Origin of the sequence: Mesorhizobium sp. ESP-6-2 (assembly GCF_020164675.1) — a bacterium.
Lineage (GTDB): Bacteria > Pseudomonadota > Alphaproteobacteria > Rhizobiales > Rhizobiaceae > Mesorhizobium.
In genome coordinates this window covers 64,478-81,707 of sequence record NZ_JAIUGT010000008.1, presented here as the reverse complement: position 1 = coordinate 81,707, position 17,230 = coordinate 64,478, and the positions used below count along the sequence as shown (strand labels likewise).

16 protein-coding genes are annotated in these 17,230 nt (G+C 62.8%); 6 read left to right on the top strand and 10 right to left on the bottom strand.

Annotated elements, in window-relative coordinates; all coding sequences use genetic code 11:
* Positions 1 to 181 precede the first annotated feature (181 nt).
* The 5 genes from LB532_RS20845 to LB532_RS20825 all read right to left on the bottom strand — a co-directional run bounded on the left by LB532_RS20845 (position 182) and on the right by LB532_RS20825 (position 5,327).
* On the bottom strand, positions 182 to 1,369 hold the full coding sequence (locus LB532_RS20845) for an extracellular solute-binding protein (protein WP_140642964.1): 1,188 nt from the start codon (positions 1,367 to 1,369) through the stop codon (positions 182 to 184).
* Between the two features lie 34 nt (positions 1,370 to 1,403).
* Entirely contained in the window at positions 1,404 to 2,165 is a 762-nt protein-coding gene (locus LB532_RS20840; RefSeq protein ID WP_140642966.1) for a glucosamine-6-phosphate deaminase, read from the bottom strand.
* Positions 2,166 to 2,167: 2 nt separating this feature from the next.
* Positions 2,168 to 3,220 (bottom strand): LacI family DNA-binding transcriptional regulator, encoded by a 1,053-nt coding sequence (locus LB532_RS20835; RefSeq protein ID WP_140642968.1) that lies wholly within the window; start codon positions 3,218 to 3,220, stop codon positions 2,168 to 2,170.
* A 212-nt stretch (positions 3,221 to 3,432) separates the two neighbouring features.
* Positions 3,433 to 4,617 carry a mannonate dehydratase gene (gene uxuA, locus LB532_RS20830; RefSeq protein WP_140642969.1) on the bottom strand — a complete coding sequence of 395 codons (1,185 nt, stop codon included), beginning with the start codon at positions 4,615 to 4,617 and terminating at the stop codon, positions 3,433 to 3,435.
* Positions 4,618 to 4,652: 35 nt separating this feature from the next.
* Entirely contained in the window at positions 4,653 to 5,327 is a 675-nt protein-coding gene (locus LB532_RS20825; protein ID WP_224557170.1) for a GntR family transcriptional regulator, read from the bottom strand.
* 227 nt (positions 5,328 to 5,554) lie between these two features.
* Here LB532_RS20825 and uxaC point away from each other — a divergent pair, with 227 nt between their 5' ends.
* From uxaC to LB532_RS20795, 6 genes are all read left to right on the top strand, one after another.
* On the top strand, positions 5,555 to 6,955 hold the full coding sequence (gene uxaC, locus LB532_RS20820; protein WP_140642971.1) for a glucuronate isomerase: 1,401 nt from the start codon (positions 5,555 to 5,557) through the stop codon (positions 6,953 to 6,955).
* A 2-nt stretch (positions 6,956 to 6,957) separates the two neighbouring features.
* The gene (locus LB532_RS20815; protein WP_140642972.1) at positions 6,958 to 7,218 is read left to right on the top strand and encodes a hypothetical protein; all 261 of its coding nucleotides are present in this window, start codon (positions 6,958 to 6,960) and stop codon (positions 7,216 to 7,218) included.
* A gap of 75 nt (positions 7,219 to 7,293) precedes the next feature.
* Positions 7,294 to 8,469, top strand: coding sequence for an extracellular solute-binding protein (locus LB532_RS20810; RefSeq protein WP_224557168.1), 1,176 nt, complete (start codon positions 7,294 to 7,296; stop codon positions 8,467 to 8,469).
* Between the two features lie 77 nt (positions 8,470 to 8,546).
* Positions 8,547 to 9,614 carry an ABC transporter ATP-binding protein gene (locus tag LB532_RS20805; RefSeq protein WP_140642974.1) on the top strand — a complete coding sequence of 356 codons (1,068 nt, stop codon included), beginning with the start codon at positions 8,547 to 8,549 and terminating at the stop codon, positions 9,612 to 9,614.
* A gap of 8 nt (positions 9,615 to 9,622) precedes the next feature.
* Entirely contained in the window at positions 9,623 to 10,519 is an 897-nt protein-coding gene (locus tag LB532_RS20800; protein WP_140642976.1) for an ABC transporter permease, read from the top strand.
* Position 10,520: 1 nt separating this feature from the next.
* Positions 10,521 to 11,366, top strand: a complete 846-nt coding sequence (locus LB532_RS20795; protein ID WP_140513473.1) for an ABC transporter permease — start codon at positions 10,521 to 10,523, stop codon at positions 11,364 to 11,366.
* An 85-nt stretch (positions 11,367 to 11,451) separates the two neighbouring features.
* Here the strand turns inward: LB532_RS20795 and LB532_RS20790 are convergent, their stop codons facing one another.
* The 5 genes from LB532_RS20790 to LB532_RS20770 all read right to left on the bottom strand — a co-directional run bounded on the left by LB532_RS20790 (position 11,452) and on the right by LB532_RS20770 (position 17,140).
* Positions 11,452 to 12,468 carry a Gfo/Idh/MocA family protein gene (locus tag LB532_RS20790; protein ID WP_140642977.1) on the bottom strand — a complete coding sequence of 339 codons (1,017 nt, stop codon included), beginning with the start codon at positions 12,466 to 12,468 and terminating at the stop codon, positions 11,452 to 11,454.
* Entirely contained in the window at positions 12,465 to 13,487 is a 1,023-nt protein-coding gene (locus LB532_RS20785) for a Gfo/Idh/MocA family protein (RefSeq protein WP_140642979.1), read from the bottom strand. The genes LB532_RS20790 and LB532_RS20785 overlap by 4 nt, the downstream gene beginning before the upstream one ends.
* A 7-nt stretch (positions 13,488 to 13,494) precedes the next feature.
* Positions 13,495 to 14,679 carry an ABC transporter substrate-binding protein gene (locus LB532_RS20780; RefSeq protein WP_140642980.1) on the bottom strand — a complete coding sequence of 395 codons (1,185 nt, stop codon included), beginning with the start codon at positions 14,677 to 14,679 and terminating at the stop codon, positions 13,495 to 13,497.
* Positions 14,680 to 14,900: 221 nt separating this feature from the next.
* Positions 14,901 to 16,094 carry an ABC transporter substrate-binding protein gene (locus LB532_RS20775; protein WP_140642982.1) on the bottom strand — a complete coding sequence of 398 codons (1,194 nt, stop codon included), beginning with the start codon at positions 16,092 to 16,094 and terminating at the stop codon, positions 14,901 to 14,903.
* Positions 16,091 to 17,140: an N-acetylglucosamine-6-phosphate deacetylase gene (locus LB532_RS20770; RefSeq protein ID WP_140642983.1), complete on the bottom strand. Its 1,050-nt coding sequence runs from the start codon at positions 17,138 to 17,140 to the stop codon at positions 16,091 to 16,093. Before LB532_RS20770 ends, LB532_RS20775 begins: the two co-directional genes overlap by 4 nt.
* Positions 17,141 to 17,230 lie beyond the last annotated feature (90 nt).

The window sequence follows — 17,230 nt, the reverse complement described above, 5'->3', positions numbered from 1 at the left end:
TCGCAGCCGCCATGTAGCGAGACGAGTCATCCATCCCTCGACCGGCCAAGGCCTTGGCCAGTCGACCGCGATCTCGGTCGGACCGGCGGCTTCCCCGGACCACCAGGGGTATTGTCAAGGCGGCCTAGCTATCATGCCAGCGGGGACAAACCGCTGTCGAATGGCCGTGCGCGGAGATGCCCTATTTGGCGTTTTTGGCCCCGCCGATCTCCTTGTCCCACTTCTCGAACATGGCAACCAGCGGTTTGGCGTCGAGCGGCGGTTCGATCGGGTTGTCGGCGATCATCGCGGCATATTCGGGCCGGCCGAAGCGCTTGATCGTGTCCTGGCTGTCCTGCGGCGCCATCTCTATCGGCACGTCCCTGATCGACGGGCCGGGGTACATGTAGCCGTGATCGTACATGAATGCCTGCTGCTCGGGCTCAAGAATGAAGGCGATCAGTTGCAGGAGAACGCCGAGCTTTTCGTCGGAAACGCCCTTTGGGATAGCCACATAGTTGGCGTCGCTGACCCAGTGGAAGCCCTTCAGGGTCGCAATCTTGTAGTCTTCGGGAACGATGCCGAGATAGCGCGGATTGATGTCCCATCCGGTGGTCGTGGCGATGATGTCGCGCGTGCCGTCACCCAGTTCCTTCATGGTGACGGTCGTGCCGGAGGGATAATAGTCGATGCAGTCGTTCAGTTCCTTGAGATAGGCCCAGGTCTTCTCCCAGCCGTCGATAGGATCCAGCGGATCCTTATCGCCGAGCAGGTAGGGAAGGCCCATGACGAAGGTTCGGCCGGGGCCGGAATTCGCCGGTCGCGCATACATGAACTTTCCCGGATGCGCCTTGCACCAGGCAAGCAACTCTTCAGCGGTCCCAGGAAGGTCCTTGACCCGATCCGGCGCATATTCCAGGAGCGGGCCTGACGGATACCAGCTATCGACGAAGGCCTGGCCCTTCGCCATCTGCTGCATGGCATAGGCGCCCGGCAGGTAGCGCTCGTCGAGCTTGGGAAACATATCGGCGTAGTCGGGCAGGATCTGGGTCCACAATCCCTGGTCGATGCCCGCTGCAAGGGCGTCGTTACCGGTGAGCACGAAATCGATGTCCAACCGGCCTGCCGCCTGCTGGGCCTTGAGCTTGGCGGCAAGTTCGGGCGCGGGGGCCTGCGTATAAACGAACTTCGAAATCAGTTCCGGATGGGTCTCGGCGAACTTTTCAAGCGCTCGCTGGCTGAGCTGCAGGTCGCCGGCAACGTCGACCACATTGATGACCAGCGGTTCCTTCGGCTTCGGGAACTCCTTGGCAAGCGCGAAAACCGGCCTTGCCGTCGCGGCAACGCCAGCACCCAGGATCGTTAGAAGGGCATTGCGTCGGGTTGTCATTGGTGTCTCCTCCCTTTCTAGGTTGCGTGGACGATTATTCGCCCACGGTGTCCGGCACTTCGCGAAGCAAAGCAGTCGATTGCGGATCGAGAAACAGGTGGCAGTCGGCATGCCTGCGCAAGATACCGGCCGGCACCATCGGCGAGATCGGCGCTTCGACCGTATCGCGCACCGCCTCGGCCTTGCGGCGGTCCGGCACCGCCAGCACGATCAGACCGCTTTTCATGATTTGGTTGACGGTCATGGAGATCGCCCTGTGCGGAACGTCTTCCAGCGTCGGAAACCAGCCTTCGCCGAACTGCTGGCGGCGGCAGCGGTCATCCAGCGTTACCAGGTGGAAAGGCGCGGTCGTCTCGAAGTCCGCGGGCGGATCGTTGAAGGCGAGGTGGCCGTTTTCGCCGATGCCCGCGAAGGTCACATCGATGGGGTGGCGGGCAATCAACGCATTGATGCGCGCCACCTCGGCACCTGGATCCGGCACGTCCCCGTCGATGAAATGAAAGGCCCCGAGCGACGGCAGCAGTGCGGTGAAGCGCTCCTTGAGATAGCGCCGAAAACTGGCCGGATGCGTATCCGGCATGGCGACATATTCATCGAGGTGAAAGCCGGTGACGCGCGACCAGTCGATGTCATCCCGCTTCACCAGCGCGGCAAGTACCTCGAACTGGCTGGCGCCGGTGGCGACGACGATATTGGCCGCGCCGCGCGCCTCGATCGCGGCGCGGATCGACTGCGCCCCCAGTTCAGCGGCAGCGGCGCCCAGCAGCTTTTTGTCCGGTTTCACGTAAATTCGCATGATCACTCCGTGGTTGTAAGTCGATCGAGCCCCGCCGTGGCTCGCTGCGAGCACGGGGCCTGGGTTGTCGCCCTGATGACGAATTCGGTGACGAGATTGATGCGCTTGTGAGCGAGCGGCTTGCCTTGCAGCATAGCGACGAGAAGCTCGACCGCCTGCCTGCCGGCCTCCGCGCAATGGGTTGCGATGGACGTCAGGGGCGGGAAAAGGGTTGGCGCCAGTATGCCGTCGCAGCCGATCACGCTGTAGTCGCCCGGCACCGACAGGCCGCGCGCGGCAAGCCCGGCCATGATGCCTTGCGCCATGACATCGTCGAACGCGAGTACGGCGGTCGCGCCCGTCAGGACGAGTTCATCGACGCAGGCCTGGCCGGCCTCGAAGCTTGGCCGCGAGGTCGGAACTCGTACGATCTCGACCCCAAGCTCGGCGGCCCTCCTGGTCACGGTGCCGTAGCGCTGGCTGTTCGACCAGGAGAATGCCGGCCCGGCAACATAGGCGATCGATCTATGGCCCAGCGAAACCAGATGCTCCAGCGCTTGCCCATAGCTTGGCCCGCTGTCGACCAGAAGCCGTACCATGCCGGGAATGTCGCGGTTGACGAGGACGCAAGGCCGCTTCCGCGCATGTTCAAGGATCTGTTTCGTGTGCAGGCGCGAAGAGGCGATGATGAAACCTTCTACCTGCGCCGACAGCTTGGTCAGGAGAATGTCTTCCACTTCCGGCGTCTCGTCAGAATCGCCGATAAACGTCGCATAGCCACAGTCGCGGGCCGTCGCCTGCCCCCCACGCATCATCGCCGCGAAGAACGGGTTGGTGATGTCGGGCACGATCAGCGCGATATTGCCCATCCGGCCGGTGCTTAGTGCGCGCGCGGCATGGTTGGGAACGTAGCCGAGCCGCGCGGCGACCGAGTGAACCCGCGCGACCGTCTCGCGACTGAGAAGTTCCGGCCGGCTGAAAGCACGCGAAACGGTAGCCGAAGAGACGTTGGCGGCGTCCGCCACCTCGCTCAGCGTCGGTGTTGAAGATGAATTGTTCCGCCTTCGGTCAGGCATGCGCGCCCCTATGCAAGCGCTTGCATGAAAGCGCTTGCACGAAGTCGTGTCAAGGATTGATTGACCTAGAACAGGTCGGATAGTCGGGGTGTCCCCCGAGGCAGTCCTCCACAGGCGGAAACCGACCTAATGCCGATCGACGTCAGGGATAGGACAGGATCGGCGCAGGCGGACCGAAGGCCGCGCCGATCACGGTGGGCATTGCCGCGCCGTCAACCCTTGGACTGGAGCGCGTGGATCACGCCGCGCAGTTCCGCCAAACCGCGCAGGCGGCCTATCGCCGGATAGCCCGGATTCACCTTCTTTGTGAGATCGTCCAGCATGCGGTGGCCGTGGTCGGAGCGGAAGACGATGGTGTCGTGCGGTTCCCGTTTGCCGTCTTCGGCCAACAATTCGCGCAGTACCGCAACCATGTCCACGTCGCCGTCCAGATGCGCCGCTTCATGGAAGGTGCGGCCATCGCCTTCGCGCTTGGTCGCCCGCAAATGCGCGAAGGGGATACGCGGCGCGAAGTGCTTCGCCATCGCCGGAAGATTGTTGTCGGCGCGCACGCCAAGGCTTCCGGTGCAAAAGCACATGCCGACGGCCGGCGACGGAACTGCCTCGAAGAGCGCGTTGTAGTCGGCGGCGGTCGAGGCCACCCGCGGCAGACCGAAGAGCGAGCGGGGCGGATCGTCCGGATGCAGCGCAAGCCGGACGCCGCTGCTCTCTGCAGCGGGCGCGATCGCCGCCAGGAATTCGGTGAGATGGTGGCGCAGCCGGGCGGCATCGATGCCCGCATAACGCTCCAGCCGGTCGCGAAATTGCGGGACCGTCAATGGCTCCGTGGTTGAACCCGGCAGCGCGCTGGCGATGTTGGCGACGAGGGTCGCGGCCTCCTCTTCGCTCATCGCCTCGAAGACAGCTTTCGCCCGCTCCCGGTCCTCGTTCGAATAATCGGCCTCGGCTCCCCTGCGCTGCAGGATGTGCAGGTCGAAAGCTGCAAACCGGTCCTGATCGAAACGCATCGCGGTCGCGCCGCTTGGCAGTTCGTAGTCGAGATCCGTGCGGGTCCAGTCCACCAGCGGCATGAAATTGAAACAGATGATATGGATGCCGTTGGCCGCAACCGCTTCCATGCTGGCGATCCAGGCCTCGATCTCGGCTTTCGCCTCGCCGCCGTGACGCTTGACAGCGTCGGGGACCGGTATGCTTTCAACAACCGACCAGACAAGCGGAGATCGGTCGGACGGCGTATCCTCGATCATCGCCTTGCGCGTCGCCACCTCCGCCTTCGTCCAGGCACGCCCGATCGGGACTTCGTGCAACGCCGATACGATATCGGTGGCGCCGGCCTGACGCACCGCATCGAGCGGAACCCCGGCATCCGGCCCAAACCATCTCCATGCCTCGCGCATTCGTCATTTCTCCAACTATTTCAGGGCTGGTCGGCTCAAATAAACCAGTCGGGGTAGGCGTCGCGCAGTTGCTCGACATCGGGAATGACAGCGCCCAGATGGATACGCATGGCCTTGCAGGCAGCCTCCACGTCATGCGCCGCTATGGCGTTGCGGATAACCGTATGCTCGCCGATCACATGGTCCATGCGGCCGAGCGCCGGCAGCGTCATGCGTCGCGCCCGGTCGATCTGCACCTTGACCGGCTTCAGATAGTTCCAGATGCCGGAATAGTTGGCTATTCGGGCAATCGCCTCGTGAAAGGCCTCATCGGCCTCGTGAAAGCCGTTCATGTCCTGTCGTTCGGCAAGGAACCGCTGCCGCGCCAATATATCGTCGAGCTTTCCCACATCGTCGCCGTTTGCGCATTGCGCGGCCTTTTCGACCGTGGCGCCTTCCAGCGCCTTACGGATGACGACGGCTTCGGGAATGAGCGAGATCGGTATCGGCGCGACGAAGGTTCCCGACTGGGGATAGATATTGACCAGCCCGTCTTCGACCAGGCGAATCAACGCCTCGCGAACCGGCGTGCGGCTGACACCGAAACGCTCGGTCAGGACCTTTTCATTCAAGGCGTTGCCGGGCTTAAGCTGCATGGATACGATCGCCTCGTGCAGTTCGCGGTATACTGCGGACGCAGCGGTCGTACGCACGATGCCCGGCCGACGCATCTTCGTTCGAACGGGGACGGCGTCGCGGTCGGAGCCCGCAATGCCCGCATGCGCCTTTGCTGATGTCATTCTCAATCCCCGATCTTCAATCAGTTGACATATTAATATATTATTCCTTACTGTTCGCCAATATCGGAACGCCGCTTCATCCCAAATTATGATTGCGCGCATTCAATCGCCCCTCCCTTCCGAACGCCGCTTCGCGGCTCGACCGCAAGGATTTTGCAATGCCGCTCCATCCCGACAGGCTTTTTTCGCCTGACCCTACCGTCCGTTCCATCGCCAGGCGCCTCTATGAAGGCGTGCGTGCCTTGCCGATCATCTCCCCGCACGGCCATACCGAGCCGGATTGGTATGCGTATGACCTGCCGTTCCCGGATCCGGCCACGCTGTTCGTCAAGCCCGACCACTACATTTTGCGCATGTTCTATTCCCAGGGAATGCGCATGGAAGATTTCGGCGTCCCACGGCTGGATGGGGGCCCGATCGAAACCGATCCCCGCAAGATCTGGCGCCGCTTCGCCGAGAACTACGCCCTTTTCCGCGGCACGCCGACGCGGCTTTGGTTCGAGCATTCGCTGGCAACGGTCTTCGGAATCGAAGAGCGGCTCGGCGCGAAGAATGCCGACCTTCTTTATGATCGAATCGCCGAACAGCTCGAACGGCCGGAGATGCGCCCGCGCGCGCTCTACAAGCGTTTCAACATCGAAGCCATCTCAACGACGGACGCCGCCACCGATGCGCTTGCCGCGCATGATGCGATCAAGGCTTCCGGCTGGAACGGCCAGATTGTGCCGGCCTACCGGCCAGACGCCGTCGTCGACCCTTCGCGCAAGGGTTTCCATGCCGAGGTGGAGCGGTTTCTGGCGTTGGCCGGAACGCCGGCCAGCTATCCCGGCTATCTTGAGGCGCACCGCATCCGCCGTGCCTATTTCAAGCAGCGTGGCGCGACATCCACCGACCACGGCCATCCGAATGCCCGCACCGCCGACCTGTCGAAGGCGGAAGCAACGGCTCTGTTCGACCGAGTGCTGAAGGCCGATGTCTCGCCCGAGGATGCCGACCTGTTCCGCGCGCAAATGCTGACCGAAATGGCGCGCATGAGCGTCGAGGACGGCCTGGTCATGCAAATCCATCCCGGCTCTTTCCGCAACCACAACCCGCAGATTTTCACCGAGTTCGGCTTCGACAAGGGCGCAGACATTCCCACCAGCACCGATTATGTCCACGACCTCAAGCCGCTCCTCGACGCGTTCGGCAACGACACGCGCCTGACATTGATCCTGTTCACACTGGACGAGACGGCCTATGGGCGCGAGCTTGCGCCGCTTGCCGGACATTATCCGGCGTTGCGCCTCGGCCCGCCCTGGTGGTTTTTCGACAGCCCCGAAGGCATGTACCGGTTTCGCAAGCTTACCACGGAGACAGCCGGCTTCTATAACACGGTGGGCTTCAACGACGACACCCGTGCCTTCTGTTCGATCCCCGCGCGGCACGACATGGCGCGCCGCGTCGACTGCAATTTTCTCGCGGAATTGGTGGCTGACCACCGGCTCGACGAGGACGAGGCGCAGGAAGTGGCGCACGATCTCGCCTACCGCCTCGCCAAGAAAGCCTATAGGTTCTGACCATGGCGCAGCGGCTTTCCAATCGGACCCTGGTGACCTGCCGGCCGGGATCGGGCGCACGGACCGCAGAGCTCGGCTCGGCTGCCGAACTGGCCCCCGTCTTCCTGTGGCTGAAGCAGGTCTTCGGCACCGATCTCCCGGCCGAGCTCCATTTCGCAAGGCCGGGAACCGTATTGATCGATCGTTTGAACGACGGCACCGCGGCCACCGTGCCACGATGGGTGCAGCGGTTCATGCACGGAGCAGAAAGCGGTTGTTTTTGAGGACTGGTAGATTAATATATCAAAATTGAGATCCTGCCCGGACAAGACAGGATCCCAGCGGAGGAGATGAAGATGATCAAGATCACTCGGCGACAGGCGGTCGGCGGACTAGCCGGCATGGCGGCGCTTCCGGTTGCGCGCGCGCTTGCCCAGACCGCCAAGCTGCCGACCGCGCCCGTCACCATCAATATCGTCGATGTCGCCGGCAATCTGGCGCTAACCCAGAAGGCGATCGAGAATTACAAGACGGCCAAGCCGGAACTGATCTCGAACATCGTCTTCACCAAGGCGCCCGCCCCGGAGCTTCCGGGCAAGATCAAGGCGCAGCAGGCGGCGAACCGTGTCGATATCGATCTCGTGCTTACCGGAACGGATGCGCTGTCGGCAGGCCTGGAGATGGACCTGTGGGTCAAGCTGCTTCCTGATGATTCGGGCGCCTTGCCGAAGCTGGCCGATATCTATCAGGAGCCGGCAGCGCGCATGCAGACGCTGGCCAAGGACCACGGCGTCGTCGTCACCTACTACCCGTCCGGGCCGCTGCTCGAATACATGCCGGACAAGGTCAAGACAGTGCCGACCACGGCGGAGGAGCTTCTGGCCTGGGCCAAGGAGAACCCGAACCGGTTCCTCTATGCGCGCCCGGCCAATTCCGGCCCCGGCCGTACCTTCCTGATGGGCCTCCCCTATCTGCTCGGCGACAGCGATCCGAAGGATCCGGTCAAGGGCTGGGACAAGACCTGGGCCTATCTCAAGGAACTGCACAAATACATCGAATATTATCCGACCGGCACCGGGGCGCTGATGAAGGAACTCGGCGAAGGCACGCGCGACATGACGGTGTCGACGACGGGCTGGGACATAAACCCGCGCGTTCTCGGCGTCGTGCCGAAGGAAGCCAGGGTTGGGGCGCTGAAAGGCTTCCATTGGGTCGCCGACGCCCATTACATGTGCGTGCCGAAAGGGGTCAGCGACGAAAAACTGGCCGTGCTCAAGGACATGATGGCATTCCTGCTGGCGCCTAAGCAGCAGGCCTATACCTATGACGAGGGCTATTTCTATCCGGGCCCGGCGGTCAAGGATGTCACCCTCGACATGGCGCCGCAGGAAAGCCAGAATGCGATCGCCGAATTCGGCCGCACCGAATATGCCGACCTGATCGCCAACAACCCGATCGAACTGCCGCTGGAGCCCGCTTCGATGGTAACGGCATTCCGAATCTGGGACGAACAGGTCGCCGCCGCCGCGAAATGACAAACCTTTGAGTTTCAGCGCATAATATGAACCGGGCATGCCGCCCGGTTCGCCTACAACAATAGGGCTACGAACGGATGCTGCTCGCCTCGTCGAAATTCGACGAACTCCGCCTCGATCATATGAGTCGAAAATTCGGCAGTATGAGCGCGCTGAGTGACGTTTCGCTGACCGTGCGCAAGGGGGAATTCATCGCCCTGCTGGGACCTTCGGGCTGCGGCAAGTCGACCGCACTGAACTGCATCGCCGGACTGCTTTCCACCACGGGCGGCAGCATCTATCTCGACGACAAGCGCATCGACCAGCTTAAGCCGGAAGACCGCGGCTTCGGCATGGTCTTCCAGAACTATGCGCTGTTCCCGCATATGACCGTCAAAGCCAATATCGGCTTCGGCCTGAAAATGCGCGGCACGCCCAAGGCCGAGATCACGCAGCGCGTCGACGAGGCGCTGGGGCTGGTGCGGCTGGAAACGCAGGGCCACAAGCTGCCGGGTCAACTGTCAGGCGGCCAGCAGCAGCGGGTGGCCATCGCCCGCGCCATCGTCATCGAGCCGCCGCTGGTGCTGATGGACGAGCCGCTCTCCAACCTCGACGCAAAATTGCGCATCGAGATGCGTGCGGAAATCCGGCGCATCCACAACCAGCTCGGGGCCACCACCCTTTATGTGACCCATGACCAGGACGAGGCCTTGTCGCTGGCCGACCGCATAGTCGTGCTGCGCGATGGCCGAATCCGGCAGGTCGGCGCTCCGCGGGACCTCTATGAGAGCCCTGACCATCTGGACGTCGCCGAATTCATGGGCTACCGCAACCGGCTAACCGGCAAGGTCACGCGGCGCGACGGTGACATTGCCACGGTCGAAGTCGGCGGCGTCAGCCTTTCGGGCAGGCTGCGCGACGATCTCGCGGCTGGCGCGCAAGCCGTGATCGCCGCCAGACCGGACGATGTCACCGTGAGCGACAAGGGCATCGGGACGCTCGATGCGAAGGTCGAAACCATCGAGTATCGCGGCCGGGAATTCGTCGGCACGGCACGCACCGAGGGCGGCCTCGAGCTGATCTTCCATGCCAGCCAGGCCGCGTCGGTCGGGAACACGGTTTCGCTCTCGATCGATTCTGCCCACGCCCTGATCTACGCGGCCTGAGGACGGCGATGTCGACGCTCGATCATACGCCCTCTCCTTCCCTGCGCCAGCGGCTGGCCTTGCACGGGATGGACGGCGTCACCCTTCTGGTGCTTCCGGCCGCCTTGTTTACGCTGGCGATCTTCGTCTATCCCTTTGTCTACGGCCTGCTCCTGTCCTTCCAGCCGAAGGAAGGGGGGCTCCTCGCCAACTACCAGCGTTTCTTTTCCGACCCGTTCCTATACAACACCATTGCCACAACGCTGTGGCTGGCCGTGCCGGTCACCGTTATCAGCCTGGCGCTGGCGCTGCCCATCGCCTTTCGCGTTCGCCTGATGACGCACCAGCGTATGCTGACCACCATCCTCGTGCTGCCGGTAACGCTCGGCACGGTGCTGGTGGCGGAAGGCCTGCTCAACTATCTGGGACCGCAGGGCTGGTTCAGCCGCACGCTGATGTTGTTCGGCGTCATCAGCAGTCCCGTGAAACTCACCAACAATTACTGGGGTGTTTTCGCGTCGCTGATCATCACCGGTTTCCCGTTCACGTTCCTTTTGACGCTCTCCTATGTGACAGGCATCGATCCGGCACTGGAACAGGCAGCGGCGACCCACGGCGCGCGCTCCTGGCAGCGGTTCCGCTATGTGTTCCTGCCGCTGCTGATCCCCGGCCTGGCCATCGCCTTCCTGCTTTCGTTCGTACAGGCCTTCGCCGTCTTTCCGTCGGCGGTTCTGCTCGGTGCGCCGGCCGGGCCGACCCGCGTCATCTCGATTGCAGCCTACCAGGCCGCCTTCGAGCAATATGACTACTCGATGGCCTCGGCAATCGCGATGATCATGGCCGGTGTGCAGTTGGTCATCGTCGTCGCCATCCTGATGCTGCGCAACCTGTTCTATCGCGGCAGCACCGCAGGCGGAAAGGGCTGACATGATCCGCGACACAACCATCGCCGCCAAGCTCTGGATCACCGCCATCTGGGTGGTGGTGGGTTTCTTCGTACTCAACCTCGCGGCGATGATTGCCACGGTCATCCTGTCGTCCTTCGGCACGCGCTGGCTGGGCACATGGATTCCTGCCGGCTTTACCACCCGCTGGTATTTCGCCGCCTGGGCGGAATTCCAGCTCCACGATATCCTAATCGTAACCTTCCAGATCGCCTTTACCGTGGTCGCGCTTTCAGGCCTGCTCGGCGTGACGGCAGCCTATGCGCTGGCGCGCCGCGATTTTCCCGGCAAGAAGCTGATCATGCTTCTGTTCCTGCTGCCGCTTCTGGTCCCGCCGATCACCTTCGGCATTCCGCTAGCTACCGTGCTCTACCAATCGGGGGTCGGTGGCACCTTCTGGGGCGTGGTGCTGGCCAATCTCGTGCCGACGGTTCCTTTCGTCATTCTGGTGATGATCCCCTTCATCGAGCAGATCGATCCCAAGATCGAGGCAGCCGCGCGTGTTTTCGGCGCCAACACGTTCCAGCTCTTTCTCCATGTTCTGCTGCCGATGCTGATGCCGGGCATCTTGGCGGCGCTGCTGCTGGTGCTGGTGCGGACCATCGGCATGTTCGAACTGACCTTCCTGACGGCCGGGCCGACCAGCCAGACGCTCGTCGTGGCGCTGTACTATTCGGTTTTCGCCTCGGGCGTTCGCGCGGTGCAGTCGATCGATGCGATGGCGGTGGTGTATATGATAACGACGCTGGTCTGGCTGCTGATCGCACTGCGCTTCGTCAATCCGACGCAGATTGTCGCGCGGGCAAAGCAGCAGCCCGCCTCCGCCTGAAACAGGCTTTCTTTCCGCCGCATGATGGCGGCGGAAAGCCACTCTCCAGGAATCCTGGAGCGTTCGAGGTTCGAAGGAAGCGCTCTTATACCGGTTGGTTGCTGGCCGGATCCGCACGGATGAGGGCTGCGATCAGGCGCTGTGTCTGGAGCGCCTCCTCACCCGTCACGACCGGATCGCGGTCTTGCGAAATCGCATCGGCGAAATCGTCAATCAGCGCACGATGCGCGTCATGGGGGAAGTCCATGATGGCTGCGCCGCTGCCTGTCTTCCCCTCCGCCTCGACGCGCTCTTCGCGCCCGTCGAGCCAGTCGACGCTCAGCGCTCCGCCGGTCAGCGCGGCCGTGCCGAGCGAGCCGACAAGCTCCATGGTTTCAGGCGAGCCCGGATAGGCCGCCGTCGTGGCGAGCAGCGAGGCCGGTGAGCCGTTGCCGAGCCGCATCAGGGCGGTGACATAGTCCTCAGCCTCCATCCGGTGCAGGCCGGTCGTCCGCACCTGCGAAGCCACCACCTCGACCTCTCCCAGGAGAGAGCGGAAAAGGTCGATGGCGTGGATGGCCTGCGACAACAGCACCCCGCCCCCGTCCCGCGCGAAGCTGCCGCGGCCGCCGGTGTCGTAGTAGGCCTGCGGCCGCCACCACGGAACCCGAAGGCTGGCCGCCTCGACGGTGCCGATGGCGCCGGCAGCCAGCACTTGGCGCAGCCGCAGACTGGCCGGCCGGAAACGGTGCTGCAGGACGACGCCGAGGTGCAGGCCCGCCCCGCGGGCCAGCGTGACCAGCTTCTCGGCGCGCGCCAGTGTCGTTTCGAGTGGCTTTTCGACCAGCACGTGCTTGCCGGCGGCAAGGGCCAGTTCGGCCACCGCCAGATGTGCGTTGGCCGGCGTCAGCACCAGCACCGCCTGAACCTCGGGATCGGCAATCGCGGCCGCGATATCGGTCGTCACGGGAAAGGAAAACTGGTCGGCAAAGGCCTCTGCCGTCGCCTGGCTGCGGCTGGCCGCCCATTTCACCTCGATCCTGCCGGCAAGATCGACGAGGCTCTTCGCATGCGGCAACGCCGCCGGACCCAAGCCGATCATGGCGACACGTAGCCTGCTCATCGCGCGTTCCTTTCCTGCCCCGTCACGACGACCGCCGCCGCTTGCGCCTCAAGCGCCAGCCGGCAGACCGTGAAGACATGCTCCTGCGTCATCGCCGTTTCGGTACGCTCGCGCACATCGGCAAGCAGGCGCTCGAAATAGGATATCTTTTCGCCCGACGCATCGAAATGGCGCGTGCCCTGGCCATCGACGAGAAATACGTGGTCCGTGCCAGGTTTGCCGGCTATGTCGACATATTTCCTAAGCTCGATCGTGCCCTTGGTGCCGAGCAGGATGAGCCGTCCATCCCCCCAGGTCGGCAGCCCATCGGCGGTGAACCAGTCGACGCGGATATAGCCGCTCGCTTTGTCTCCCCGCAGGAGGATGTCGCCGAAATCCTGGAATGCCGGAATATCAGGAGCGCCAAAATGGCCGACCGCACTTGAAACGACATTCGCGTCGGCGCAGCCAGTATAGAACAGGAACTGATCAATTTGGTGCGAGGCGATATCGACCAGGATGCCGCCGTAATTCACGGGATCGAAAAACCACGCCGGGCGTAGCGCACGGTTGAGCCGGTGCGGCCCCAGGCCCGTCACATGGATGACTTCGCCGATGGCGCCGCCCATCGCCAGTTGCGTCGCCAGCGTCGAGGCTCGGGTCAGGAGGCGCTCCGAAAAGCAGATCGAAAAGATGCGTCCCGTCTCACGCACGGCCTGCCGCACGGCGGCAAGCTGCCCGAACGTGGTCAGGCCGGGCTTGTCCGCAAGCACGTCCTTGCCATGCCGCATGGCCTCGACGGCAATGGCGGCCCGCTCGAAGGGGACAGCCGCGGTAACGACGAGGTCGATGGCGCGATCCTCGATCAGGCGCCGTCGTTCGACCGGCGCGATCCGTGGAAAACGATCGGCGATGCCGGCGGCAACCTTGGGATCGGTCGTCGCGGGATCATAGCCGGCGCACTCGGCGCCGGCATCCAGAAGTCCACCGATCAGGTCATAGACGTGACGATGATCGATGCCGATCACGGCAAATCGCATTGGTCGGCTACTTCATCTTGTTGGCACCGACCTCGCGGTCCCATTTCTCGAAGGCGGCGACCAGTGCTTCCGGCTTTAACGGGGCTTCGACCGGGAACTTCCTGATCAGCTCTTCATATTGTGGGCGGCCGAACTCGGCAACGGCGTCCTGGCTTTCCTGCGGCGCGGCGCTGAGCGGTACGCCCTTGACCGCCGGACCGGGATAGAAATATCCCTTGTCGTAGGTATAGGCCTGCTGCGCGGGTTCGAGCATGAAGGCCATGAGCTTGACCAGAACCGCGACCTTTTCCTCGGCGACGCCCTTGGGAATACACATGAACTGCGTATCGGGCACCCAATGCGTGCCTTCCAGCGCAAACGTCTCGATCTCCTTCGGCACGATGCCCAACACGCGCGGGTTGATGTCCCAGCCGAAGGTGGAAACGATCATGTCGCGGGTGCCCTCGGCCAGTTCCTTCATCGTCACGGTGGTGCCGGAGGGATAGTAATCGATGCCTTCATCCAGTGCCTTCAGATAGGCCCAGGTCTTCTCCCAGCCATTGATGGGATCGGAAGGGTTCTTGTCGCCGAGGATGTAGGGCATGGCCATAAGGAAGGTCCAGCCCGGTCCCGAATTGACCGGCCGCGCATAGCAGAATTTGCCGGGATTGGCCTTCACCCACGCCAGCAGTTCGTCGGTGTTCCTGGGGATGGTCTTGACCCTGTCCGGCGCATATTCGAAGAGTGGGCCCGACGGCGAATAGACGACGGCGACGCCTTCGTTCTGGCCGAAGTTCTTCTGCATCATCAAGGCGCTGTCGAGATAGACGTCCTCAGCCTTGGGCAGCGCAGTGGGGTATTTCGTCCACACGTCGATCCACAGGCCCTGGGTGATGCCGTCCGACATGGCACCCGGACCCGTCAGCACCAGGTCGATGTCGACCCGGTTGGCCGCCTGCTGCGCGGCGAGCTTGGCCGGCAGTTCGGGGGACGGCGCGCGCGAGAACGTGATCTTGGAGACGAGCCCCGGATTTTCCTTGCCGAATTTCTCGATTGCCGCCTGGGTAAGCTGCAGATTGCCCGCGACATCAATGATGTTGAGCGCCACCGGCGAAGTGGGCAGGGCAAGCTCGTCGGCGAATGACCTGCCAAAGGGCAGCGTTGCAAACCCGGCCAATCCGGCAAGCGCCTGGCGGCGTGAAATCGTGAACATCGTCGTCCTCCTCATTTATCCCTTTGAAAGAACGGGATCTCCGCGCTTTCATCCCGGTTCTCCCAGACGAATGATATATTAGTCTATTAGTATCGAATGCAACACAAATGACGCCCCGCTGCGCTGAGGTCCCGTCGCGGACAGGCCGCGTCAGGCCGGTGCCTGGCATGCTGTACTATCCTAGCGCCAATCCCTCGACGCGGCCGGCCTTTGGCGAAGCATCAGGATTTCTTTGCGCCGACCAATTCGTCCCACTTTCGGAAGGCGGCGATCATCTTTTCCGGCGGCAGCGGCAGCTCGACCGGGTTATCGGCGATGAGGCTGGCATACTCGTCCCTGCCGAAACGTTTGACGATGTCCTGGCTGTGCTGCGGCGCCATGGAGACAGGCACGTTCTTCACCGCCGGGCCGGGGTAGAGATAACCCTCATCGTAGGAATAGGCCTGCGCTTCGGGAGTAAGCAAAAATGCCATCAGATCGAGCACCACGGCGAGCTTGTCGTCGGAAATGCCTTTCGGAACGCACATGAAAAATGCGTCCGAAACCCAATGGAAGCCCTTGAGCGTGCCGATCCTTGCCGATTCCGGCACGATGCCGAGGGCGCGCGGATTGATATCCCATCCCGTGGTCGAAATGATGATGTCGCGGCTGCCTTCCCCGAATTCCTTCATGGTAACGCCGGTGCCCGTGGGATAATAGTCGATATACTGGCCGATCTCTGCCAGATACGCCCAGGTCTTCTCCCAGCCGTCGACGGGATCCTGCGGATCCTTGTCGCCGAGCAGGTAGGGGAGACCCATCATGAATGTACGGCCAGGGCCGGAATTGGTGGGCCGCGCATACATGAAGCGGCCCGGATTGGCCTTGGCCCAGGCTAGCAGCGCCTCTACCGAGCCGGGAACCTCCTTCACCCGCTCAGGCGCGTATTCGATCAGCGGGCCGGAAGGATAGTAGTTGACGACAACGCCATATCCTGCGCCCTGCTTCTTGTGCAGGGCCAGTGCGGCGGGTTCGTAATTGTCCTCGATCTTAGGGAACTTGTCGTTGAAATCAGGCAGAATCTTGATCCATGTGCCGTTGGCTAGGCCTGCCGCCAGACCGTCGGACCCCGTCAGCACCATGTCGATATCGACGCGGTTGGCTTCCTGCTGCGCGCGCAGCTTTCCGGCCAGCTCGGTCACCGGCGCCTTGGTGAAGACGATCCGTTCGGTGCGCTCGGGATATTTCTTGGCGTAGTTTTCGAAGGCCGGTTGCGAAAGCGCCAGCGCGCCGCCCACGTCCATCACCGAGATGACGACCGGCGATGCCGGCAATTTGGGTGATTGCGCCCAGGCCCGCGTCGTGCCGGCGAGGAATGTACCGCCAATGCCGCCAAGGATGGTGCGGCGATTCACCTTGAGTTCACGAGCAGTCATGGCTGTCTTCCTTCCCATTTTGTCGTTTGCCGGTATCCGCGTTCTTCTTCTCCGACGCGCGCACGGCTGATGGTCATGTCGGGCGCCCACTCGATCTCGCTGGCGGGCACGCGAAGGCCATGCGCGTCCAGCACCGGCTGCAGCAGCGCCATCACATTTGCCGAAGCCATATCGACAGCCTGTGCGAAACCGGCGATGCCCCAGCGCACCAGGTTGCGCACGGCGTCGTCCAGTCGCAGCGCCGACCCGGCGAGCCCGATGCCGCCAGGAACGCGGACCGAGCCATCGGCGCGGCTCTCGATCCCCATTCCGGCAAATTCGTAAGACCCGTGCGGCGCACCGGCAGCCGAAACGGCATCGGTAACCAGGATCGACCGGTCCAGCCCTTTTGCCCGGACCAGCGATTTCAACGCGCCTGGCGGAACGTGAATCCCGTCGGCGATGAAGGTCGCGGCGAGACGGTCTTCGGCCAGTTGGGCAAACAGGGTATTGTCCAATTTCGGCAAGCTTTGCGGCAGCCCGTTGCCGAGATGGGTGGAAAGGACAGCGCCAGCCGCCGCGGCCTGCGCCACGAGCTCAAAACCGCAAGCCGAGTGGCCAATCGAAACAAGGATGTTGTGCCGGTTCATGGCCCGTATGAAAGCAATGCCACCTTCCACTTCGGGTGCCAGCGTCGTCAGAAGGATCGGGCGCTTGAGCAGCGATTGCAGGCGCTCAATGAGAGCAGGATCCGCGGCGGTCATCGCCGAGGCGGGATGGCATCCGGAATAACCCGGGGCGGGATTGAGGAACGGACCTTCCAGATGATAGCCGGGGCACATGAGGGGACCGAGGCGGCTTTCGGAAACAGCCTTGTCGAGAGCGCTGAACCGCGCCGACAATTCGTCCGGCCTTGCCGTGATGATCGTCGGCAGGCACGCCGTCACGCCGCACGCCAGAAGGGCCTCCAGCGCTTCGTCGAGTTCCGCCGCCGTCAGGGTCCCCGAGTTGAAATCGACGCCGGCAAAGCCATTGACCTGCATGTCGACCAGACCGGGAGTAATCATGATGCGGCCGATCGCCAAGGTTCCTTACGGGGAGAGTACACGGCCCGATACCGCTTGCAAGCCATTTTTGAATAATGTTATCCAAAAATG

What these genes read in the sequence shown, in the direction of transcription:
- LB532_RS20845 (WP_140642964.1), bottom strand. Translation starts at nt 1,369, where the DNA reads ATGACAACCCGACGCAATGCCCTTCTAACGATCCTGGGTGCTGGCGTT.
- LB532_RS20840 (WP_140642966.1), bottom strand. Translation starts at nt 2,165, where the DNA reads ATGCGAATTTACGTGAAACCGGACAAAAAGCTGCTGGGCGCCGCTGCC.
- LB532_RS20835 (WP_140642968.1), bottom strand. Translation starts at nt 3,220, where the DNA reads ATGCCTGACCGAAGGCGGAACAATTCATCTTCAACACCGACGCTGAGC.
- uxuA (WP_140642969.1), bottom strand. Translation starts at nt 4,617, where the DNA reads ATGCGCGAGGCATGGAGATGGTTTGGGCCGGATGCCGGGGTTCCGCTC.
- LB532_RS20825 (WP_224557170.1), bottom strand. Translation starts at nt 5,327, where the DNA reads ATGCGTCGGCCGGGCATCGTGCGTACGACCGCTGCGTCCGCAGTATAC.
- uxaC (WP_140642971.1), top strand. Translation starts at nt 5,555, where the DNA reads ATGCCGCTCCATCCCGACAGGCTTTTTTCGCCTGACCCTACCGTCCGT.
- LB532_RS20815 (WP_140642972.1), top strand. Translation starts at nt 6,958, where the DNA reads ATGGCGCAGCGGCTTTCCAATCGGACCCTGGTGACCTGCCGGCCGGGA.
- LB532_RS20805 (WP_140642974.1), top strand. Translation starts at nt 8,547, where the DNA reads ATGCTGCTCGCCTCGTCGAAATTCGACGAACTCCGCCTCGATCATATG.
- LB532_RS20800 (WP_140642976.1), top strand. Translation starts at nt 9,623, where the DNA reads ATGTCGACGCTCGATCATACGCCCTCTCCTTCCCTGCGCCAGCGGCTG.
- LB532_RS20795 (WP_140513473.1), top strand. Translation starts at nt 10,521, where the DNA reads ATGATCCGCGACACAACCATCGCCGCCAAGCTCTGGATCACCGCCATC.
- LB532_RS20790 (WP_140642977.1), bottom strand. Translation starts at nt 12,468, where the DNA reads ATGAGCAGGCTACGTGTCGCCATGATCGGCTTGGGTCCGGCGGCGTTG.
- LB532_RS20785 (WP_140642979.1), bottom strand. Translation starts at nt 13,487, where the DNA reads ATGCGATTTGCCGTGATCGGCATCGATCATCGTCACGTCTATGACCTG.
- LB532_RS20780 (WP_140642980.1), bottom strand. Translation starts at nt 14,679, where the DNA reads ATGTTCACGATTTCACGCCGCCAGGCGCTTGCCGGATTGGCCGGGTTT.
- LB532_RS20775 (WP_140642982.1), bottom strand. Translation starts at nt 16,094, where the DNA reads ATGACTGCTCGTGAACTCAAGGTGAATCGCCGCACCATCCTTGGCGGC.
- LB532_RS20770 (WP_140642983.1), bottom strand. Translation starts at nt 17,140, where the DNA reads ATGATTACTCCCGGTCTGGTCGACATGCAGGTCAATGGCTTTGCCGGC.